General features: G+C 74.2%; 19 protein-coding genes. 10 read left to right on the forward strand and 9 right to left on the reverse strand.

Annotated elements, in window-relative coordinates; translation table 11 throughout:
- Positions 1-23: 23 nt before the first annotated feature.
- The gene (locus tag NR073_RS01315; protein ID WP_012751067.1) at positions 24-653 is read right to left on the reverse strand and encodes a response regulator transcription factor; all 630 of its coding nucleotides are present in this window, start codon (positions 651-653) and stop codon (positions 24-26) included.
- Positions 650-2,026 (reverse strand): sensor histidine kinase, encoded by a 1,377-nt coding sequence (locus NR073_RS01320; protein ID WP_256748547.1) that lies wholly within the window; start codon positions 2,024-2,026, stop codon positions 650-652. Before NR073_RS01320 ends, NR073_RS01315 begins: the two co-directional genes overlap by 4 nt.
- A 186-nt stretch (positions 2,027-2,212) precedes the next feature.
- Here NR073_RS01320 and NR073_RS01325 point away from each other — a divergent pair, with 186 nt between their 5' ends.
- The 7 genes from NR073_RS01325 (at position 2,213) to purM (ending at position 9,107) form a co-directional block, all read left to right on the forward strand.
- Complete coding sequence (locus NR073_RS01325; protein ID WP_256748548.1) at positions 2,213-3,364, forward strand: ABC transporter permease; 1,152 nt, start codon at positions 2,213-2,215, stop codon at positions 3,362-3,364.
- 80 nt (positions 3,365-3,444) lie between these two features.
- Positions 3,445-4,242: an ABC transporter ATP-binding protein gene (locus NR073_RS01330; protein ID WP_256748549.1), complete on the forward strand. Its 798-nt coding sequence runs from the start codon at positions 3,445-3,447 to the stop codon at positions 4,240-4,242.
- A gap of 80 nt (positions 4,243-4,322) precedes the next feature.
- Positions 4,323-5,396, forward strand: a complete 1,074-nt coding sequence (locus NR073_RS01335; protein WP_036338271.1) for an asparaginase — start codon at positions 4,323-4,325, stop codon at positions 5,394-5,396.
- The gene (locus NR073_RS01340) at positions 5,393-5,794 is read left to right on the forward strand and encodes a sterol carrier family protein (protein ID WP_036338274.1); all 402 of its coding nucleotides are present in this window, start codon (positions 5,393-5,395) and stop codon (positions 5,792-5,794) included. Before NR073_RS01335 ends, NR073_RS01340 begins: the two co-directional genes overlap by 4 nt.
- A gap of 141 nt (positions 5,795-5,935) precedes the next feature.
- Positions 5,936-6,343 carry a hypothetical protein gene (locus tag NR073_RS01345; RefSeq protein ID WP_115260650.1) on the forward strand — a complete coding sequence of 136 codons (408 nt, stop codon included), beginning with the start codon at positions 5,936-5,938 and terminating at the stop codon, positions 6,341-6,343.
- The gene (gene purF, locus NR073_RS01350; protein WP_216881138.1) at positions 6,340-7,953 is read left to right on the forward strand and encodes an amidophosphoribosyltransferase; all 1,614 of its coding nucleotides are present in this window, start codon (positions 6,340-6,342) and stop codon (positions 7,951-7,953) included. The genes NR073_RS01345 and purF overlap by 4 nt, the downstream gene beginning before the upstream one ends.
- Positions 7,950-9,107 (forward strand): phosphoribosylformylglycinamidine cyclo-ligase, encoded by a 1,158-nt coding sequence (gene purM, locus NR073_RS01355; RefSeq protein ID WP_159305530.1) that lies wholly within the window; start codon positions 7,950-7,952, stop codon positions 9,105-9,107. Before purF ends, purM begins: the two co-directional genes overlap by 4 nt.
- 99 nt (positions 9,108-9,206) lie before the next feature.
- Here purM and NR073_RS01360 read toward each other — a convergent pair whose 3' ends face one another.
- The 3 genes from NR073_RS01360 to NR073_RS01370 form a co-directional block, all read right to left on the reverse strand.
- Positions 9,207-10,196, reverse strand: a complete 990-nt coding sequence (locus NR073_RS01360) for a hypothetical protein (RefSeq protein WP_036314245.1) — start codon at positions 10,194-10,196, stop codon at positions 9,207-9,209.
- A gap of 198 nt (positions 10,197-10,394) precedes the next feature.
- Positions 10,395-11,339 (reverse strand): Sir2 family NAD-dependent protein deacetylase, encoded by a 945-nt coding sequence (locus tag NR073_RS01365; RefSeq protein ID WP_036339309.1) that lies wholly within the window; start codon positions 11,337-11,339, stop codon positions 10,395-10,397.
- Positions 11,336-11,542 carry a DUF3073 domain-containing protein gene (locus NR073_RS01370; protein WP_036339330.1) on the reverse strand — a complete coding sequence of 69 codons (207 nt, stop codon included), beginning with the start codon at positions 11,540-11,542 and terminating at the stop codon, positions 11,336-11,338. Before NR073_RS01370 ends, NR073_RS01365 begins: the two co-directional genes overlap by 4 nt.
- A gap of 295 nt (positions 11,543-11,837) precedes the next feature.
- On the opposite strand from NR073_RS01370, the gene NR073_RS01375 reads away from it, so the two are divergent.
- Positions 11,838-13,256 carry a M20/M25/M40 family metallo-hydrolase gene (locus NR073_RS01375; protein ID WP_236649672.1) on the forward strand — a complete coding sequence of 473 codons (1,419 nt, stop codon included), beginning with the start codon at positions 11,838-11,840 and terminating at the stop codon, positions 13,254-13,256.
- Positions 13,257-13,369: 113 nt separating this feature from the next.
- Here the strand turns inward: NR073_RS01375 and NR073_RS01380 are convergent, their stop codons facing one another.
- On the reverse strand, positions 13,370-13,990 hold the full coding sequence (locus NR073_RS01380) for a response regulator transcription factor (RefSeq protein ID WP_036339313.1): 621 nt from the start codon (positions 13,988-13,990) through the stop codon (positions 13,370-13,372).
- A complete protein-coding gene (locus tag NR073_RS01385) occupies positions 13,987-15,339 on the reverse strand; it encodes a sensor histidine kinase (protein ID WP_052001176.1) in 1,353 nt (450 codons plus the stop codon). Before NR073_RS01385 ends, NR073_RS01380 begins: the two co-directional genes overlap by 4 nt.
- Before the next feature lie 212 nt (positions 15,340-15,551).
- Between NR073_RS01385 and NR073_RS01390 the strand changes: the two genes are divergently transcribed.
- Positions 15,552-16,088 (forward strand): hypothetical protein, encoded by a 537-nt coding sequence (locus NR073_RS01390; RefSeq protein ID WP_036339337.1) that lies wholly within the window; start codon positions 15,552-15,554, stop codon positions 16,086-16,088.
- A 116-nt stretch (positions 16,089-16,204) separates the two neighbouring features.
- Here the strand turns inward: NR073_RS01390 and clpB are convergent, their stop codons facing one another.
- Positions 16,205-18,799: an ATP-dependent chaperone ClpB gene (gene clpB / locus NR073_RS01395; protein WP_036339316.1), complete on the reverse strand. Its 2,595-nt coding sequence runs from the start codon at positions 18,797-18,799 to the stop codon at positions 16,205-16,207.
- A 151-nt stretch (positions 18,800-18,950) separates the two neighbouring features.
- On the opposite strand from clpB, the gene NR073_RS01400 reads away from it, so the two are divergent.
- Positions 18,951-20,132: a YihY/virulence factor BrkB family protein gene (locus NR073_RS01400; RefSeq protein WP_036339319.1), complete on the forward strand. Its 1,182-nt coding sequence runs from the start codon at positions 18,951-18,953 to the stop codon at positions 20,130-20,132.
- 4 nt (positions 20,133-20,136) lie between these two features.
- On the opposite strand, the gene NR073_RS01405 is transcribed toward NR073_RS01400, so the two are convergent.
- A complete protein-coding gene (locus tag NR073_RS01405) occupies positions 20,137-20,838 on the reverse strand; it encodes a hypothetical protein (protein ID WP_231866263.1) in 702 nt (233 codons plus the stop codon).
- Positions 20,839-20,848: the final 10 nt, after the last annotated feature.

Raw genomic sequence — 20,848 nt, forward strand, 5'->3', positions numbered from 1 at the left:
GGCCGGCCGCCCCGGCCTGCGCGTCAGCGGATGATGCGCCGTCGCCGGGCCTCGTCGACGGCGCGGGTGCGGTTGTCCACGCCGAGCTTCTGGAAGATGTGCACCAGGTGCGTCTTCACAGTGGCCTCGGAGATGAACAGCTCCTTCGCGGCCACCTTGTTCGTGGCGCCCCGCGCGATCAGCTCGAGCAGCTCGATCTCCCGCTCGGACAGCACCTCGGAGCCGCCGGACATGCGCCCCATCAGCGTGGCCGCGACCTGCGGGGCCAGGGCCTTGCGCCCCGCCGCCGCCTGCCGCACCGCCGAGGCGATCTCCTCGCTCGGGGCGTCCTTGAGCAGGTAGCCGGCGGCGCCCGCGTTCACGGCCGCGAGGATGTCCGCCTCCGTGTCGAAGGTCGTCAGGATCAGCACCTGCACCCCCGGCCACCGCTCCCGCACGGCGCGGGTGGCGGTCACGCCGTCCATGCCCGCGCCCATCTGCAGGTCCATCAGCACGACGTCCACCGCGGGCTCGCCCGCCTCCAGGACGCCGATCGCCTCCGCCCCGTCGGCGGCCTCGGCCACCACGGTCAGGTCCGGGTGCGCCTCGACGACGGCCCGCACCCCCGCCCGCACCACCGGGTGGTCGTCCACCAGCATCACGCGCACGCTCATGCGGTCTCCTCGCTCTCGGTCTGCTCGGGATCCGCGCCCCGGCCGGCCCCGGCGGCGGCCAGCGGCACCCGCAGCGCCACCACAGTGCCCTCGCCGGGGGCCGACTCGACGGTGGCCTCGCCGCCCACCGCCGCGAGGCGCTCGCGCACGCTCGCCAGTCCCACGCCGGTCCCCGCCCCCGGGTCGGCACCGGCGGCTCCGGTCCGGGTGCGGGCCGCGACGACGGCCGGGTCGAACCCCGCGCCGTCGTCGGCCACGTCCACCGTCAGCTCGTCGCCGAGGTAGCCCAGCGTGACGCGGGCGCGATGGGCGCCCGCGTGGGCGCCGACGTTCGCCAGGGACGCCTGCACGGCGCGCAGCACGGCGGTCTCCACGGCCTCGGCGACCGCGACGGGCTCGCCCACGACCTCGACGTCCGCGGCCACGGGCGTCCCGGCGGCGGCCTGCCGGTCGGCGAACCCGGCGACCGCACGCTCGAGCGCCTCGACGAGGGACGGCGCCCCGGTGCCGCGCAGGTCGCGGACGAAGCGGCGGGACTCGGCGAGGTTCTCGGCAGCCGTGGCGCGGACGGTCTCCATGCGCTGCCGGGCCAGGGCGGGGTCGGCCGCGTCGAGCGCGTCCTGGGCCGCGCGCGAGACCAGCACGATCGAGGCCAGCCCCTGGGTGAGGGTGTCGTGGATCTCGCGGGCGAGCCGCTCCCGCTCGGCGCTCACCCCCGCCCGGTGCTCCGTGCGCGCGAGCTCCGCCTGCGCGGCGCGCAGCTGCTCGGCCACGGCACGCTGGCGTTCGGACTCGGCGTGCAGGGCGCGGTACGCCCCGGAGAGCACCACGGCCACGGCGGCGCCCACCAGCGGGCCGATCACGGCCGGCACCCGCACGCCGCCGGCGCCCGACGCCATCCCGGCCACCACGACGGCGGCCATCGCCACGACCAGCACGGGCCCGACCACGTGGCGCACCCACGCCTGCCGGGTCACCCGGCCGACCACGTGCAGGACGACGAAGAAGAGGGGGAAGGCGACCCACGCGAAGTCGCCGTGGTGGGCCACGAGTAGCCCCCACAGCAGCAGCACCAGGGCCAGCCAGGCGACCGCCGGACCGCGGCCGACGTCGTCGCCCCGGGCCCACCGGCGCCGCTCCAGCACGGTCCCGGCCAGGTAGACGCCCGCCAGTGCGGCGGTCAGCAGCACCAGGGTGGTGGCCGGGAACGGACCGGACGCCTCCGGGGACCGGTCCGCGAGCGCGCGCGCCAGCCCCACGGTGAGCAGCGCGGCGAATGTGACGTGCAGGGCCACGCGCAGGCCGGCGAGCACGGCGGTGGTGCCGGTCTCGGCGGCCGCGGGGGGCACGGCGGCGCGGGGTGCGACGGACATGGCTCCACCCTAGGGCGCGCCCCGGACGCGACAGCGGCCCGCGGCCCCGGGGCTGCGCCGCTGAGCCGCCGGGATCAACCATTCGGTTGACCGGGTCCAGCCGCCGCGGGCGATGTGCCGACCCCTCCCCGCGCGAGACCGTGGAGGCAATCTCAGGACAGACCCCTTCAGGAAAGGACGCGACCCGTGTTCCTCGCACTCCGCGACCTCCGCTTCGCCACCGGGCGGTTCGCCCTCATGGGCTCCGTGGTGGCCCTCATCAGCCTGCTGCTCGTCATGCTCTCCGGCCTCACGGCCGGCCTGGGCGGACAGAACACCGCCGCGATCGACCGCCTCGGCGAGCAGGGCGTGCAGCGTCTGGTCTTCGGCGGCGCGGCGGACCAGGAGCCCACCGCGTCGTTCACCCAGTCCGAGTTCACCGTGGCCCAGCGCGACGCGTGGGCGGCCACGGACGGCGTGGCCTCCGTCGAGCCGCTCGGGGTGAGCCAGGGCCGGGCCATCGGGCTCGAGCACCCCGTGGACACGGACCCGCAGGGCCGCGCGGACGTGTCCGGCGAGCCCACCACCGGCGTGGCCACCACCGCGTTCATCGGTCTCACCCCGGACGGCTCCGACGCGCCGGCCGGCGTCGAGCCGGGGGAGATCGTGCTCAGCCAGGACGTGGCCGACTCCCTCCACGCCCAGGCGGGTGACGCCGTCGCGGTCTCCGGCTTCGTCTACACCGTGGCCGACGTCGTGCCGACCGAGCACTACTCCCACTCCCCCGTGACGTGGCTGGCGCTCGAGGACTGGAACGCCATCTCGCACACCGCCGAGGACGCGGTGCTCGGCACCGCCGGCCTCGTGCGCTTCGACGCCGGCGCCGACGCCGACGCCGTGGCCACCGCCGGCGACGACGCCGCGGGCACCGTCGCCGAGACCGTGAAGGGCTCCTACGCCGCGCTGCCCAGCTACCGGTCCGAGAACGGCTCCCTGATGACCATGCAGGGCTTCCTGTACGGCATCTCGGCGCTCGTGGTGATCGCGTTCCTGTCCATCTGGACGGTGCAGCGCACCCGCGACATCGCGGTGCTCAAGGCCCTCGGCGGCTCGAACGGCTGGGTGCTGAAGGACTCGCTCGCGCAGGCCGCGTTCGTGCTCGTCGGCGGCGTGGCCGTGGGCACCGGGCTGGCCGCCGTGATCGGCGCGTTCGCGGGGCGGGCCGTCCCGTTCGAGCTCTCGTGGGCCACCACCGCGGTGCCCGCCGCCGGGGTCCTCGTGCTCGGCATGCTCGCCGCCGTCGTCGCGGTCTACCGCGTCACCCGGATCGACCCGCTGGTCGCCCTCGGCGGCAACTGACCGCCTCTGACGACGGCGCCGCCCGGCGCCGTCGTCCCCCTCGGCTCCGCCTCGCCCCCGCTTGGAGAAAGGACCTCACCATGACCGCCCTCACCGCCCCGCAGGCCGACCTCTACGCCCTCCGCACCCCGGCCGCCGCGGCCGCCCACCGCGTCGCCGGCGAGCGCCCCGCCGCCGTGGCCGACGCCACCCCCGCGCTGTCCGTGCGCGACCTCGTCCTGGAGTACCCGGACGGCGAACGCGGCGTGCTGCGTGCCCTGGACGAGGTGAGCCTGGACCTGCTCCCCGGCACGTTCACGGCGATGGTCGGCCCGTCAGGCTCGGGCAAGTCCTCCCTGCTGGCGGTGGCCGCGGGCCTCGTGACGCCCACCTCCGGCAGTGTGTCCGTGGCCGGCCGCGAGATGGCCGGACTGTCCCGGAGGGAGCGCACCGCGCTGCGCGGCCAGGAGATCGGCATGATCTTCCAGCAGCCCAACCTCATCCCGTCGCTGACCGCCGCCGAGCAGCTCGAGCTGACCGTGCACCTGGACCGCGACGCCACCCGCGCGGACCGCAAAGCTGCCAGGACGCGGGCCATGGAGCTGCTCGAGCGGGTGGACCTGGCCGACCAGGCCGGCAAGCGCCCGCACCAGCTCTCGGGCGGCCAGCGGCAGCGCGTGAACATCGTGCGCGCGCTCATGGCCTCGCCGACGCTGCTGCTCGTGGACGAGCCCACCTCCGCCCTGGACCGCGAGCGCTCGGCCGCCGTGGTGGACCTGCTGGGCACGCTGACCCGCGAGGAGCAGGTGGCGACGCTCATGGTCACGCACGACCACGAGTTCCTCTCCGCCACGGACCGCACGCTGACCATGGTGGACGGGCGGCTCTCCGCGGAGTGAGCCACTGACGCCGCCGGACCTGAGCCGGTGCACCGGCCCCGGACGCCGACGCGTCCGGGGCCCTCGCTACCCTGGACCGCATGACCCACGCCACCGTCGCCCCCGCGGGCGAGACCTTCGCCCTGTCCGACGCCGTCGAGCTCGTGGAGACCGTCCGCAACGGCTTCGTCGAGTCCCGGACGGCGGGCGCCGCCGTCGTGACCGGCCCCGACGGGCGGGTGCTGGCCGGGCTCGGCCCCGCGGACGCGCTGATCTACCCGCGCTCCACGCTGAAGCCGTTCCAGGCCATCGCGTCGCTGCGCCACGGGGCGGCGCTGGAGGGTGAGGCCCTGTCCATCGCGTGCGGCTCGCACCGGGGCACGCTCCGGCACCAGGCGCTGGCCGAGCGCATGCTCGCGGACGCCGGCCTCGACGCGTCCGCCCTGCGGTGCCCGCCGGCCTGGCCCGCGGACACCTCCGAGGTGGTCGCCCAGGTCCGCCGCGACGGCGAGGCCGCCGCCGCGACCCCGCTGGCCTTCAACTGCTCCGGCAAGCACGCCGGCTTCCTCGCGGCCTGCGCGGCGTCCGGGCACGACGTCGCCACGTACCTCGACCCGGCGCACCCGCTGCAGCGCGAGGTGGACGGGGTGATCGCCGAGTACTGCGGCGAGCCGGTGGCCCACACCGGTGTGGACGGCTGCGGCGCCCCGGCCGCCGTCATCTCGCTGGCGGGCCTGGCCCGCGGCATCGGGCGGGTCGCCGCGGCGCCCGGCCGCACCGACGCGGATCCGCATGCGGCCGCCGTCGCCACGGCGATGCTCGAGCACCCGTGGGCCGTCCACGGGGAGACGAGCTCCAACACCGTGGTGATGCGCGAGCTCGGCCTGCTCGCCAAGGCGGGCGCAGACGGCGTGCTCGTCATGGCCGCGCCGGACGGCACGGCCGTGGCCGTCAAGGCGCTCGACGGCGGCACGCGGGCCGGCGACCTGGTCGCGCTCGCGCTGCTGGCCCGGTGCGCCCCGGACCACGTGGACCGGGCGACGCTGCCGGACGTGCTGGCCGCCGTCGTGCCCCCGGTGCTCGGCCGGGGCGAGCCCGTCGGTGAGATCCGCCTGGCCGCGCCGGTGCGGGACCTCTTGGGGGACGTCCTGCCGGCCTTCGAGGCGCGGGCGTGACCACCGGTTCCGTGCCCCGCCGCCGGGTGCCTGTCGTCGAGGGCCATGCGGCGCTGCTGTCGTGGGCGCGCGCCCACGAGGAGGACCCCGCGGCGGCCGCCGCGCTGCCGCGCCCCACGCGGGCGACGGCGGTGCGCTTCGCGCTCGAGGAGCTGGCGACCCGCGTGCCCGGGAACTCGGTGGAGGTGCGCGTGCCGCCCTTCGGCGTCGCCCAGTGCCTCCCCGGGCCCCGGCACACCCGGGGCACCCCGCCCAACGTGGTGGAGATGGACGCCGTGACATGGCTGTCCCTGGCGACGGGGCTGACGACCTGGGAGGATGCGACCGCGGCCGGCGGCGTGCGCGCCTCGGGCGTGCGGGCGGACCTCGGCGCGCACCTGCCGCTCGTGCGGCCGTGAGCGAGGGGTGCCCGGCAGTCCTCTCGGCGGCACCAACCGTTCGAACGTCGACACCGTTCCTCGTCGCGGGATGCCGCAGTGCCGATCCCGCCGCGGGCACCCGGGACTGGCCTCAGCGGCCGACTCGATAGACTGGCGCGCATGACCTCCGCCCCCGAGCCGACCCCCGATCAGCGCGCCTACACCGTCCGTCGCGCCCCGCGGCTGACCGCGGTGCTCGCGGTGGCGCTCGCGCTCGGCCTGCTGATCGCCCTCGTGATCACCACCGCGGTCCACGCCTCCCCCACCCCGCCCGCGGACCCGTACTCCGGCATCCCGCTCTCCTTCTCGGAGACGTTCGGCTTCGCGGCGCTGCTGAGCATGCTCGGCACCGGCGTGCTCGGACTGCTCGTGTGGCTGCTGCTGGACCGCCGCTCCCGGTCGACCGCGCGCACCGTGGTCCTCGAGCGCACCGACGACCCGGCCATGGCGGACGTCCGCCTGGACCGCGTGGACGCGGGCACCCCGCCCGCCCGCACCACGCCCACCGAAAGGACCCCCGAGCAGTGATCGCACCGCGCACCCGACGAGGCGACGGCCGCCTGACCGCCGCCCTCGACCCCCAGGACCAGGGGCCGCAGGACGAATGCGGCGTGTTCGGCGTGTGGGCGCCGGGCGAGGAGGTCGCGAAGCTTGCCTATTACGGCCTCTACGCGCTCCAGCACCGCGGCCAGGAGTCCGCGGGCATCGCCGTCTCGGACGGCGGGCGCATCGCCGTCTACAAGGACATCGGCCTGGTCTCCCAGGTGTTCGACGAGGCCACGCTCACCGCGCTGAGCGGCCACATCGCCGTCGGCCACTGCCGCTACTCCACCACCGGCGTGAACAAGTGGGCCAACGCCCAGCCCACCCTGGGCGCCACCGCCGACGACGGCACGGTCGCCCTGGCGCACAACGGCAACCTCGTGAACTCCGCCGAGCTGCTGCGCATGGTGCACGCCGCGGAGGGCCGCCACACCCACGGTGAGATGAAGCAGGGCAACACCACGGACACCGCCCTGGTCACGGCCCTGCTGCACGGCACCCCCGGGGACCGTCTCGAGGAGACCGCCCTCGAGCTGCTGCCGAAGATCCGCGGCGCCTACTGCTTCGTGTTCATGGACGAGCGCACCCTCTACGCCGCCCGCGACCCGCAGGGCGTGCGCCCGCTCGTGCTCGGCCGCCTCGAGCGCGGCTGGGTGGTGGCCTCCGAGCAGTCGGCCCTCGCCACCGTCGGCGCCTCGTTCATCCGGGAGGTCGAGCCCGGCGAGATGATCGCGATCGACGAGGAGGGCATCCGCTCCACCCGCTTCGCCGAGTCCAAGCCGGCCGGCTGCGTGTTCGAGTACGTGTACCTCGCCCGGCCGGACGCCACGATCGCCGGGCGCTCTGTGTACGAGTCCCGCGTGGAGATGGGCCGCCGCCTCGCGCTCGAGCAGCCGGTCGAGGCCGACGTCGTGATCCCCGTGCCCGAGTCCGGCACGCCCGCCGCCGTGGGCTACGCGGACGCCTCGGGCCTGCCGTTCCGCCAGGGCTTCGTGAAGAACGCGTACGTGGGCCGCACCTTCATCCAGCCGTCCCAGACGCTGCGCCAGCTCGGCATCCGCCTCAAGCTCAACGTCCAGTCCACCGTGGTGGCCGGCAAGCGCGTCGTGGTGGTGGACGACTCGATCGTGCGCGGCAACACCCAGCGCGCCGTCGTGCGGATGCTCAAGGAGGCCGGCGCTGCCGAAGTGCACGTGAAGATCTCCTCCCCTCCCGTGAAGTGGCCCTGCTTCTACGGCATCGACTTCGCCACCCGCGCCGAGCTCATCGCCAACGGAGCCGCGGTGGACCAGATCGCCGCATCCATCGGCGCCGACTCGCTGGCCTACATCAGCGAGGAGGGCATGATCGAGGCCACCGGGCAGCCGCGCGAGCGCCTGTGCACCGCCTGCTTCACCGGTGACTACCCGATCCCGCTGGCCGACGAGGGCGAGCGCGGCAAGGGCCTGCTGGAGCCGGTCGCCGTGTCGCCCGCGTCCACCGTGGTGCTGGACGTGGACGGCGAGACCACCACCGTGACCGCCACGGGCTGCGAGCCCGGCCCGGACGCCGACGACGAGAAGCTGCTCACCGAGACGGACAGGACCCCGCTGTGACCCCGAACCAGACCCCCTCCTCCGCCGCCCCGATCACCTACGCCTCGGCCGGCGTCGACGTGGAGGCCGGCGACCGCGCCGTCGAGCTGATGAAGGACGCCGTGAAGGCCACCCACACCCCCGAGGTCATGGGCGGCATCGGCGGCTTCGCCGGCATGTGGGACGCCTCCGCGCTGCTGCAGTACCGCAAGCCGCTGCTGACCACGTCCACGGACGGCGTCGGCACCAAGGTGGCGATCGCGCAGGCGATGGACAAGCACGACACCATCGGCCAGGACCTCGTGGGCATGGTCGTGGACGACATCGTGGTGGTCGGCGCCCAGCCCCTGTTCATGACCGACTACATCGCATGCGGCAAGGTCGTGCCCGAGCGCATCGCGGACATCGTGCGCGGCGTGGCCGAGGGCTGCCGCCTGGCCGACACTGCGCTCGTGGGCGGCGAGACCGCCGAGCACCCGGGCCTGCTGGCCGCGGAAGAGTACGACGTGGCGGGCGCGGCCACCGGCGTGGTCGAGGCGGACATGGTCCTGGGCGCGGAGCGGGTGCAGTCCGGCGACGTCGTGATCGGCATGGCCTCCTCCGGCATCCACTCGAACGGCTACTCGCTCGTGCGCCGCGTGGTGAACGCCGCGGGCTGGTCCCTGGACCGCGAGGTCACCGAGTTCGGCTGCACCCTCGGCGAGGAGCTGCTCGTGCCGACCCGCATCTACTCCCGCGCCTGCCTCGACCTGGTGCAGCGCCTCAACGGCCACGACGGCGGCTCGGACCTGCCGGTGCGCGCGTTCAGCCACGTGACCGGCGGCGGCCTGGCCGCGAACCTGGCGCGCGTGCTCCCGCAGGGCCTCATGGCGACCGTCGAGCGCGACACCTGGTCCCTGCCGCCCGTGTTCCGCCTGGTGGGCGAGCTCGGCCGCGTTCCGCAGTCCGACCTCGAGCGCACCCTCAACCTCGGCGTGGGCATGGTGGCCGTGGTGGACCCGGAGGTGGCCGCGACGTCGATCTCCGTGCTCGTGGACGCCGGCATCGACGCGTGGGAGATGGGCACCATCGGCGCCCTCACCGACGACGCGGCGGCCGCGGGCCTGGACTTCGTGCATGGCGCCAAGGGCGTCGACGGCGGCGCCGTGCTGATGCGCGGCCAGTACGCCGCCTGACCCCCCGGGGGCGTTTTCGTTCGGGAAACGGCGGCCTCCGGAGCGTTTTCGTTCGGGAAACGGCGGCCTCCGGGGCGTTTTCGTTCGGGAAACGGCGGTTCACGACGCGAAGATCCGCCCGCCGAGCCGGGCCCGGTGCGTCTGCACCTCGGCGACGACGCGCCGGAAGTCGTCCCGCGCGTCGTCCACCGTGGCCCAGATCTGCGTCCAGCCCGCGCGCGCCCATCCCTCGTCTCGCCACGAGTCCACCGCGAGCTGTGCAGGATCGAGGTGGTGACCGCCGTCGTAGTGGACCACCAAGCGCCACTGCCGCCACCCCAGATCCGCGTCCGGTGACCGGGCCCGGCCCGGGTGCAGCACCAGCTGGAGCTCCGGCTCGGGCAGGCCGGCGTGGAGCAGGGCCAGTCGCAGGGCTGTCTCCTGCGGGGAATCCGCGCCCACCCGCACCAGCTCGAGTGCGGCACGGGCGGTGCGCACTCCCTTGAACCGTCCGGCACGCAGGAGCGCGGACCGCAGGGCCGCCGTCGTGGTCCGTGGTGAGCGACGCCCCTCCGGCGACCACGGCCGATGGATGAGGGCGTCCCCGGCCGCCACGACGGGCTCGAGCATGCCTGGACGAAGCAGCGCGGCCAGATCCGCCCAGGATCGCTCCAGGCTCGTCAGGCGGATCCCGTGGAGGGCTGTGACGTCCGCGGCCGGGACGAGGCGGGCATGCGAGGTGATCTCCGGTCGGACGCTCGCCCCGCGCGGGTGCGGCCGGGACACGTGCACCGTGCCGTCCTCCGCCAGGAACGGCGGCAGCGGCACGCGGTGCAGGAGCAGCGCCGTGAGGTGGGAGGCCACTCCCCCGCTCGCCTCCACGATCGCGGCCGTCTCCTCCGGCGCGAAGGGAGCGGGCGCCTCGGCGTAGCCGAGATCCGCCCACGAGCCGAGGTGGTCAGTCCGGAGCCGATGGACCCCATGCGTCACGCGCCGCACGTCACCGCCGCGGACCAGTCGCTCCGAGACCCCGGCCGCGCGCAGGTCGCCACGGGTGAACGGCCGGCCGGTCTCGACGATGTCCGGCAGGGGCAGGGAAGACGTGTCCATGCCCGTGACGATGGCTCAACCCGGCCTATCCCGCCCGCTCAGGAGCACCCACCGTGGACGACGACGCCGGCGGCGCCACCTGTGCAGGAGTCGTGCGTGGCCCCGGGCCACCCGGTGTCCACACCCCCGGCGCCCGCCGTTTCCCGCACGAAAACGCCCCGGCGTCCGCCGTTTCCCGAACGAAAACGTGGGTGGGGGTCAGAGGCGGGCGTCGAGCCAGGCCAGCGCCTCGGCGACCGGGGCGCGCCAGCGCCAGCGGGCCTTGGCGTCGGCGCGGGTGGGGCCGAGGTTGATCAGCCCCGTCTCATGCCCGGCCCGCTCGGCCCGCAGCACGAACCGGTAGCCGCTCATCACGGCCAGCGAGGTGCCGACGGCGAGCACCGTGCCGCCGTCGTCGGCCATCGCCTCCGCGGCCGCGCGCCGCGCCGCGGGCACGGACTCACCGAAGTACACGACGTCCGGCTTGAGCTTCACGGAGCCGCAGACCCGGCAACCGACCATCGTGAACTCCTCCACCCAGTGCTGGTCGAGGGAGACGTCGCCGTCGGGGTTCACGGCGTCCGGGTCGATCGCCACGCGCTCGAGGTAGCCCGGATTGGCGGCCTCGAGCCGCAGGTCCAGGTCACGGCGGGACTCGGTGGCCCCGCAGTTCAGGCAGGCCACGCACGCCAGGTCGCCGTGGAGCTCGATCAGCCGGTCCTCCGGCATGCCCGCCGCGCGTCCGGCCTCGGCGTGCAGCCCGTCCACGTTCTGGGTCAGGATGCCGGCGATCCGCCCCTCGGCCGCCCAGCGCGCGAGGATGCGGTGCGCCTCGTTCGGCCGGGCCTGGTCCATGCGGCGCCAGCCCACGAACGAGCGCGCCCAGTAGCGGTGGCGGGCGGCCGGGTCGTCCCGGAACTCCTGGTACGTCATCGGCCGGTGGCGGTGCAGGGACCCGTTCGGCCCCCGGTAGTCCGGGATGCCGGAGTCCGTGGACACGCCGGCCCCGGTGATCACGAGCGGGCGGGACTCCTCCATCAGACGCAGCAGACCCCGAGACGCCGTCTCGGGGTCCTGCAGCGGTGCTGTCTCATCCACCACCCTGGCGATCGACCGCAGGGCGGCCTGATGCCCGTCCAGGGCCGGATGCCGTGCGGGCGTCATCGCGCCCGTGCGTCGTCGTCCTCGTCCTCCGCGTAGAGGTCCTCGTAGGGATCCTCGTACTCGGGCTCCTGGTCCGGCTCCGGGCTGCGCGTGCGCCCGCCCGTGAGCTCTCGCTCCAGTGCCGAGAGGTCTGTTCCGGGAGAGAAGTACTTCATCTCCCGTGCCTGCTTCGTGGCCTTAGCCTTCTGACGGCCGCGCCCCATGAGCGTGACCCCCTTCGCATCTCTCGCCGCCTCGGATCTGTGGCGCACAGGGGCCCGCCGAGGTACTCACTGGTCAATATGGTTCGTGCGGACAAGGATACATGACCGGCTGGACGGCCCGAGGACGACGACGGCCGGCCCGGTCCGGCGGGGCGTGCGGCGGCGCCGGGTGCGGCGCGGGCGGCCGCAGCACGGGCGGCACCCGGCTGGACAGGCGTGACACACACCCTGCACGGTCGCTGGACGATGGGCTATGTTGCGTACGTCACATACGCCCCCCACGATGAGGATGCCCATGCGCCGCACCCCCACCCTGCTGGCCGCCGCCACCCTGGCCGCCACGCTGACCGCCGCCCCCGTCTCACTCGCCGCACCAGCCGCCCCGTCCGCCCCCGCAAAGGCCCCCGTGGGCACCACGCAGGCCGCCGACCGTGGCCTGGGCCCCGGGCAGAACCGCGCCGGCGGCAACCCGAACTCCCCGAAGAAGCTGGTCCGCTCCATCTCCTCGGACCACCTCCGCCAGGACATCACGGCGTTCGCGGCCATCGCGGACGAGCACGGCAACCGCGCCGCGGGCACGCCGGGCTTCCAGGCGTCCCTCGACTACGCCGTGGGCGAGCTCGAGAAGGCCGGCTACGACGTCGAGCTCCAGGAGTTCGAGATCACCTACACCGAGACCCTGCGGGACCGGCTTCAGCAGACCGGCCCCGTCCAGCGCGCCCTCGAGCACACCGTCTTCACGTCCTCGCCGTCGGCGCAAGTTACCGACGCCCCGCTCACCGCCCCCGCCGGCGCCGCCACCGGCTGCGCCGATGCGGACTGGGCCGGCGCGGACCTGACCGGCAGCGTCGCCCTGGTCTCTCGGGGCGACTGCACCTTCGCCCAGAAGTCCCAGGTCGCGGCCGCCTCCGGCGCCGAGGCCGTCATCATCTACAACAACGCCGAGGGCGCGCTGAACGGCACCCTGGGCGCCGAGCCGGGCGACGTCGTCGGGACCGTGGGCGTGACCCGCGAGCTGGGCGCCGACCTGCTGGCCCAGACCCGCGCCGGCGGCGCGACCGTCACCCTGGACCTCGAGCAGCTCGTGGAGCAGCGGCCCACCTGGAACGTGCTGGCGGAGACGCGCACGGGCAGCGACGACGACGTCGTGATGCTCGGCGCCCACCTGGACGGCGTGCCGGAGGGCCCGGGCATCCACGACAACGCCTCGGGCGTGGCGGCGACCCTCGAGGTCGCGCGCCAGGCCGCCAAGGCCAACAAGGCCGAGAGCAAGGTCCGCTTCGCCCTGTGGGGTGCCGAGGAGATCGGCCTGCTGGGCTCGCACCACTACGTGGACACCCTGACCGCCGCGGAGCGCGAGGACATCATCCTCTACACCAACCTGGACATGGTGGCCCCGCTGGACCACCAGAACACGCTGGGCGTGCTCACGGCCGACTGGTCGATCGGTGCTGAGTCCCTGCTCGGCGCGCAGCTCGACCGCGACGGTCACGCGCACCAGCCCGAGGGCAGCAACGGCCGCTCGGACTACGCGCCGTTCGTGGACGCGGGCATCGCCTCGACGGGCCTGCTCTCGATCCGCGGCGACAACTACCACACGCCCCAGGACGACATCGACAACGTCTCCATCACGACGCTGACCCACACGGCCCGCGCGGTGGCCAACCTGATCGGCACCCTCCAGCAGGACGCCGACGCCCTCGGCACCCGCTGACCCGAGCGGCCCCGTCCGACCCGCAGATGCCGTCGGGGGCGGTTTCGGGTGGTATCCAGGCCGGATACCACCCGAAACCGCCCCCGACGCGTCTTCTGCAGGGCCGGCCGCGCTCAGATCCAGCCGGCCTCCCACGCGGCCCGTTCGGCCTCCTGGCGGGTCCGCACACCGAGCTTGCCGATCGCGTTCGAGACGTGGTTCCGCACGGTCCCCGGGGCCAGGTGCAGGGCGGCGGCGATGTCCTCCACGCGGGCGGCGTCCCGCCCGGCCCGCAGCACGTCCAGCTCGCGCTCGGTCAGGGGGCTGCGCTCGGCCGTCAGCGCGGAGGCGGCGATCTCGGGGTCCACGTAGCGCCGGCCCGCCACCACCTGCCGCAGGACGACGGCCAGCTCCTCGGCCGGCGTCGACTTCGGGACGAACCCGGACACCTGCGCCGCGAGCGCCCGGCGCAGCACGCCGGGGCGGGCGTGCCGGGTGAAGATGACGACCTTCGTGGGCACCGAGCGGAGGATCTGCTGGGCGGCCTCCACGCCGTCCAGCCCGGGCATCTCCAGGTCCAGCAGACAGACGTCCGGGCGGTGCTCCTGTGCGGCGGCCACGGCGGCGATGCCGTCGGAGATGCCGGGCAGCACCTCCAGGTCCTCCTCCAGGGCGAGCAGCGCCTCCACAGCGCCACGGATGAGGACCTCGTCGTCGGCGACGAGCACGCGGATCCTCTCGGTCGGGTCACTCATGCGGTCTCCTTCTCGGTGCGGGGCACGGTCAGGGTCAGGGTGAACTCCCCGCCGGCCTGGGCGGCGGTCAGGGTCCCGCCGGCGGCCTCCGCGCGCTCGGCCAGGGCCGCCAGCCCGGTGCCGCCGGTGCCGGCGTCTGCCGTGGGAGCGCCGTCGTTGACGATGACGAGGCTCACCGCGTCCGGGCCGGCCGCGGTGAGCTCGATGCGGGCGTGGCCGGCCGAGGCGTGGCGCAGGATGTTCGTGGTGGCCTCGCGGACGGCCAGACCGACCAGGCGGCCGGCGGCCGTGCCGAGCGAGCCCAGGTGCGGGTCGGCGCCGACCTCGGTGGCGGTGCCGGCGGCGGTGAGCACCTCCTTCGCGTTGACCAGCTCGCGCTCGGCGGAGACCTCGCGGAGGTCGCGGACGAGGGCCCGGGTCTCGGCGAGCGCCTCCCGGGCCTGCTCACGCACCTCGTGCAGCGAGGCTTCGGCGTCCTCGGTCCGGCCCTTGGCCAGCAGGCGCTCGGCGAGCTCGGCCTTGAGTGCGATGACCTGCAGGTGGTGGCCCTGGACGTCGTGCAGGTCGGCGGCGAAGCGCAGCCGCTCGCGGGTGACGGCGAGGTCCGCGGCCTGCCGCCGGGCGTTGTCGAGGCGCTGCATCAGCCTCCAGAACCAGACCGTGGGGACGATCATGCAGGCGGTGATCACGGACCAGACGAGGAAGCCGACAGCCGTGTCGGCGGGCCCTGCGGGATCCTGGAGGACCGCCGCCGCCCCGAGGACGAGTGAGGCCGCCACGCCGCCCCAGAGGACGGGATGCCGCCGGCGCGGGTGCACCAGCAGGGCGAGGACGAGGGACGACAGCCAGAGGGGCAGGGCCCACCACGTGCCCGTCCCCGTGAGCCCCAGCGCCGGAAAGACGGCACCGGCGAGCGCGAGCGGGACGGTGGGGCCGAACAGCCAGGCCAGGTCCCGCCGGCCGAGCACCGGCCCCTCCGTCTCCTCGGGCGGCGGGGCCTGGAAGTGGCGGGCGACGTGCAGCTGGCCGACGACTCCGAGGACGTGGAGCAGGAGCAGGACCGCCAGTGCGACGACCTGCTCGGTGCGACCGGCCTCCAGGTGCTCCCGCAGGTGGGACAGCGGGCCGAACGCGGAGAAGCCGGCGATCACCAGGACACAGAGCAGGAAGCCGGTCCACGTGTACCACCACGCGCCGGTGAGGTCGCCGGAGTACGGGCCGGGGACGGTGGGTCCGGCCGACCCTGTGCCCGCGAGGCCGGCCGTGGGCAGGGCACCGGTCGGACGGCGCCCCGGTGCGACGGCCGGCGGGGCCGGGCGGCCGTCGTCGTGGTTCCCCTCGATCCTCATGGGCCTCACCCTACGGGCGTGACAACTGTCATTGCCCGCCGTGCGGAATTGCCCGGGCGGAGGTGACCGCACGGCACTTCTGAGGACGGGCGGCGGCCGGAAGGCTGGAGTCAGAGCTCGGGAGCCCGACCGGATCCCGGACGACGACGCCGGGGAACACGACGGTTTCCCGAACGAGAGCGCTGGAGAGGAACGTGGTCACGATGGACCTGATGAACACCGCACGCGAGTTCGTGATGGGGCTGCCCGACGGCCTGCAGGGCCTCGGCGTCTTCCTCGTCTCCTTCATCCCGTTCGTGGAGGGCGAGGGCGCCGGGCTGATCGGCGTCGTCGTCGGGGTGCACCCGTGGGTGGCCATCCCCGCCGCAGTGCTGGGCAACCTCCTCGCCGTCGCGCTCCTGGTCTACGCGGCCCACGGCGTGCGCTCCGCCGTCACGGCGCGTCGTGGGAGGGCCGCCGACACCGCGGTTCCGGCGACCGACCCCGGCACCCCGGTGGCCGATCACCACGTCCACCTGCACCGCCGATTCGAGACGTGGGGCGTGCCCGGGCTGAGCCTGCTCGGCCCCTGGTTCTTCATCCCCGGGCACGTCGCGGCCCCGGCCATGGTGTCCTTCGGGGCGAGCCGGAACCGCGTGATGGCATGGCAGGCCGTCGCCATCGTCCTCTACACGGCGCTGACGGCGTGCGTCGCCTTCGGCCTCGTGAGCTGGGCCGGGGTCCACGGCGCCGCGGTGGGGACCTTCTGACCCCCCACTCACAGATGCCGTCGGGGGCGGTTTCGGGTGGTATCCATCCTGGATACCACCCGAAACCGCCCCCAACGTGCCAGAGGGAGGAGGAACACGGTCCGTCGGACCCGGCGTCAGCCCTTCCGGGTCACGGTGAGGCCGTTCTCGCCCTCGACGCGGTCCACGACCACGGTGTCCCCGTCCGCGATCTCCCCGGCGAGGATGCCGCGGGCCAGCTGGTCGCCGATCTCGCGCTGCACCAGGCGGCGCAGGGGCCGGGCGCCGTAGGCCGGGTCGAACCCGGTCTCGGCGAGCCACGCCTTGGCGGCGTCGGACACCTCGAGGGTGAGGCGGCGGTCCGTCAGGCGCGCCTGCAGGGACTCGACCTGCAGGTCCACGATCCGCGTCAGCTCGTCCACGGTGAGCGCGTCGAACAGCACGATCTCGTCCAGGCGGTTGAGGAACTCGGGCTTGAACGCCGCGCGCACCACGGACATCACGGACTCGCGCTTGGCGGCCTCGTCCAGGGTCGGGTCCACGAGGAACTGCGAGCCCAGGTTCGAGGTGAGGATCAGGATCACGTTGCGGAAGTCCACGGTGCGGCCCTGGCCGTCGGTGAGGCGGCCGTCGTCGAGCACCTGGAGCAGGATGTCGAAGACCTCGGGATGAGCCTTCTCCACCTCGTCCAGCAGCACCACCGAGTAGGGGCGACGCCGCACGGCCTCCGTGAGCTGGCCGCCCTCGTCGTAGCCGACGTATCCCGGAGGGGCGCCGACCAGGCGGGAGACGGAGTGCTTCTCCGCGTACTCGGACATGTCGATCCGCACCATGGCGCGCTCGTCGTCGAAGAGGAACTCCGCGAGCGCCTTGGCGAGCTCGGTCTTGCCCACGCCCGTGGGGCCCAGGAACAGGAACGAGCCGGTGGGCCGGTTCGGGTCCGCGATGCCGGCCCGCGAGCGGCGCACCGCGTCCGCGACGGCGACGACGGCGTCCCGCTGCCCGATCAGCCGCTCGCCGAGGTGCTCCTCCATGGTGAGCAGCTTCTCGGACTCGGTGGTGAGCATGCGGCCGGAGGGGATGCCGGTCCACGCGGAGACCACCTCGGCGATGTCGTCCGCCGTGACCTCCTCGGAGACCATCGGCTCGGTGCTCGAGCGGTCGGCCTCGCGGGCGGCGCGGTCCGCCTCCTCGAGCTGCTTCTCCAGCGCGGGGATCTCGCCGTACAGCAGGCGGGAGGCCTCGGCGAGGTCGCCGTCGCGCTGGGCCTTCTCGGCCAGCGAGCGCAGCTCGTCCACCTTGGCGCGCAGGTCACCGGCCTCGTTCAGGGTGGCCTTCTCCGCGTCCCAGCGGGCGGTGAGGGCGGTGAGCTCCTCCTCGCGGTCCGCCTTCTCGGCGCGCAGGGCCTCGAGCCGCTCGACGGATGCCGGGTCCGTCTCGCCTTCGAGGGCGAGCTCCTCCATGGTCAGGCGGTCCACCTGGCGGCGCAGGACGTCGATCTCCTCCGGGGCGGAGTCGATCTCCATGCGCAGGCGTGAGGCGGCCTCGTCCACGAGGTCGATGGCCTTGTCGGGCAGCTGGCGGCCGGTGATGTACCGGTGGGACAGCGTGGCCGCGGCCACGAGCGCGGAGTCGGCGATGGCCACCTTGTGGTGGGCCTCGTAGCGCTCCTTGAGCCCGCGCAGGATGGCGATCGTGTCGTCCACGCTGGGCTCGCCCACGAAGACCTGCTGGAAGCGGCGCTCCAGGGCGGGGTCCTTCTCGATGTTCTCGCGGTACTCGTCCAAGGTGGTCGCGCCGATCAGGCGCAGCTCGCCGCGGGCCAGCATGGGCTTGAGCATGTTGCCGGCGTCCATGGCGCCCTCGGACGCGCCCGCACCCACGACGGTGTGGATCTCGTCGATGAACGTGACGACCTGCCCCTCGGCGGCCTTGATCTCCTCGAGGACGGCCTTCAGGCGCTCCTCGAACTCACCGCGGTACTTGGCGCCGGCGACCATGGCGCCCAGGTCCAGGCTGATCAGCGTCTTGCCGCGCAGGGACTCGGGGACGTCCCCGGCCACCATCCGCTGGGCCAGGCCCTCGACGACGGCGGTCTTGCCGACGCCGGGCTCGCCGATGAGCACGGGGTTGTTCTTGGTGCGGCGCGAGAGCACCTGCACCACGCGGCGGATCTCGGCGTCGCGGCCGATCACCGGGTCGAGCTTGCCGGAGCGGGCGAGCTCGGTGAGGTCCGTGCCGTACTTCTCCAGGGACTGGAAGGTGGTCTCCGGGTCCTGGGTGGTGACGCGGGAGTCGCCGCGCACCTGGGTCAGGGCGGCGGCGAGCGCCTCGAGGCTCGCCCCGTTCGAGCGCAGTGCCTCACCGGCCTCGCCCGGATCCGCGGCCACGCCGAGCAGCAGGTGCTCGGTGGAGACGAACTGGTCCGAGCGCTGCTCGGCCTGGGTGCGCGCGTTCTGCACGACCTGCAGGGCGGCGCGCGAGAGCTGCGCCTGGGCCACCGTGCTGCCCTGGGTGGAGGGCAGGCGCTGGATGGCCGAGGAGGCCGCCGTGGAGACGGCGTCGGGGTCGGCCCCGGCGGCCTTGAGGACGGCCACGGCGACGGACTCCCGCTGGTCCATCAGGGCCTTCAGCAGGTGGGCCGGCTCGATCTGGGGGTTGCCGGCGGTGGAGGCGTTCATGGCCGCGGCCGAGAGCGCCTCCTGGCTCTTGGTGGTGAACTTGGCATCCATGTGCGCCTCGCTCCTTCTCTCCCCCGTGTCCCGGGGGTGTCGGACAACCGTCGACGGCGGGCCATTCCCACCGCCGAGACAAAGTTGAGTCTATGTAGCTCAACTCCCCTCGTGCCAGGGCTATTCCCCCGCGCGCCGGTACGTTGGTGCCATGGCCGGCTCCACAGCGGCGCCCCGGCGCCTCCGCACGTACACCCGACCGCGGGTGTCCCTGCTGTACGTCCTGCGCCGCACCCTGCACCGGCTCTTCGAGCTGCAGGTCTGGGATGTGGCCGCCGCCATGACCTTCTTCGGGGCGCTGTCTCTGCTGCCCACCGTCGTCGCCCTGCTCTCCGTGGTCTCGCTGCTGGGCGTCGAGGAGGAGACCGTGGACGCCGCGGCGCACCTGGCCGCCGAGATCTGGCCGTCGCTGACGCCCGACGTCGTCCGCGAGTGGATCCTGACCCTCGGCTCGGCCGGGCCCGGCACCGGCGCCGTCGTCCTGGGGGCCGTCGGCACCGTGGTGTCCGCCTCGGGCGCCGTCGGCGCGTTCCACCGGGCCATGCACCGCATCCACGACACCCGCGAGGGCCGGCCCTTCCTCCACTTCCGCCTCGTGGTCTTCGTCGAGACGCTCGCCCTCATGCTCGGCGCCGTGCTGATCACGATCCTGGTGGTCGTCGGCGGGGACCTCTCCCAGCGCCTCGGCCAGGCCGTCGGCCTGCCGGAGGAGACGGTCCAGACGTGGAACGTGGTGAAGTGGCCGGTCATCCTCGTGGTGATCGCCCTCATCGTGACCCTCGCCTACCGCCTGGGGCCCAACGTCCGGCAGCCCCGCTACCGCCCGCTCTCGCTCGGCGCCGTGGCCGTGGTGGTCCTGCTCTTCGGCGCCACCGTGGCCCTGGGCTGGATCACGGACCGGTTCGGCCAGTTCGCCGTGGTCGGGCGGATCAACTCCGCGATCGGCGTGCTCGCCCTCGCGTGGGTGGCGTGCATCGTGCTGTTGGCCGGGGCTGCCTTCGACGCGGAGGTGCTGCGTGCCCGCCAGCTGGCCGTCGGCATCGACGCCTCCGTCGAGATCCAGCTGGCGACGCGGCACACCGCGGTGCTCGAGGACTTCGAACGGTACGAGGCCCGCATCCGCCGCCTGGCCCGGCTCGTGGCCGAGGCCGTGCGCGCCGGCGAGAGCCTCACGATCGAGGCCACACCCCTGCTCTCCGAGGAGGGGCGCCTCCTCGCGGTCGAGTCGGGAGGGCGATGCCCGGAGGACGTCAGCTCGGGCAGCCCGTTCCACGCGGACCCGGTGTCCGACGACGGCGCCCGCCTCGAGCCGACGCCGCGGCCCGACGACTGAGAGGTCAGCGCTCCCGCTTCTCGAACGCCTCGACCTGGGCACGCAGCGTCTCGGCCGCGATCTCCTCGTCGAGGCCCACCATGCCGAGGTACACGAGCTCGTCCCCGTCCGTGACGCCGCCGACGGTCATGGTGAACAAGGCCGTGTCCATGCCCGAGTTCCCCAGGGAGATGTGGACCGCGTCCGGCACGCCGGGCACCGTCGTGAAGGCCGCCTCGACGCCGTCCGGGTCGCCGAACGTGCCGCACGTGTCGGTCAGCTCGCCGAAGGGCTCCAGCAGATCGGTGCCGTCCTCGGTGACCGCGACCATGCCGAACGCCCCGGCCTGGGAACCGGCCAGGCCGGTGACCGCGGCCGGGTCCACCTCGTACTGGGCCAGCGCACCGCCGAGCCCGGGCGCCTGCTGCGTGTTGATCTGCTCGATGAGGTCCGCGCAGGCGCCCGTGGGGGTGACGCCCGTCAGGCTCAGACTCGTGCTGATCGGCTCACCCCCGCCGCCGGCCTGGGTCTCCATGTCCGTGAACACGCCGTCGGGCGCGGTCTGGGGCGTGAGCAGGACGTCCTCGAGCGCCTCCACACGCTCCTCCTGCTCGTCCGTGAGGTCCGAGCCGGCCCCCGTCGTGGCGGACTCGGACGCGTCGGCCGACGCGGAGGACGAGGCCTCGCCGCCGCCCCCGGCACAGCCGACGAGCGCGAGGGCGCCCACCGCGAGCAGG

This window comes from Micrococcus sp. Mcc28, assembly GCF_024519775.1.
In the GTDB taxonomy this organism is placed as follows: domain Bacteria; phylum Actinomycetota; class Actinomycetes; order Actinomycetales; family Micrococcaceae; genus Micrococcus; species Micrococcus luteus.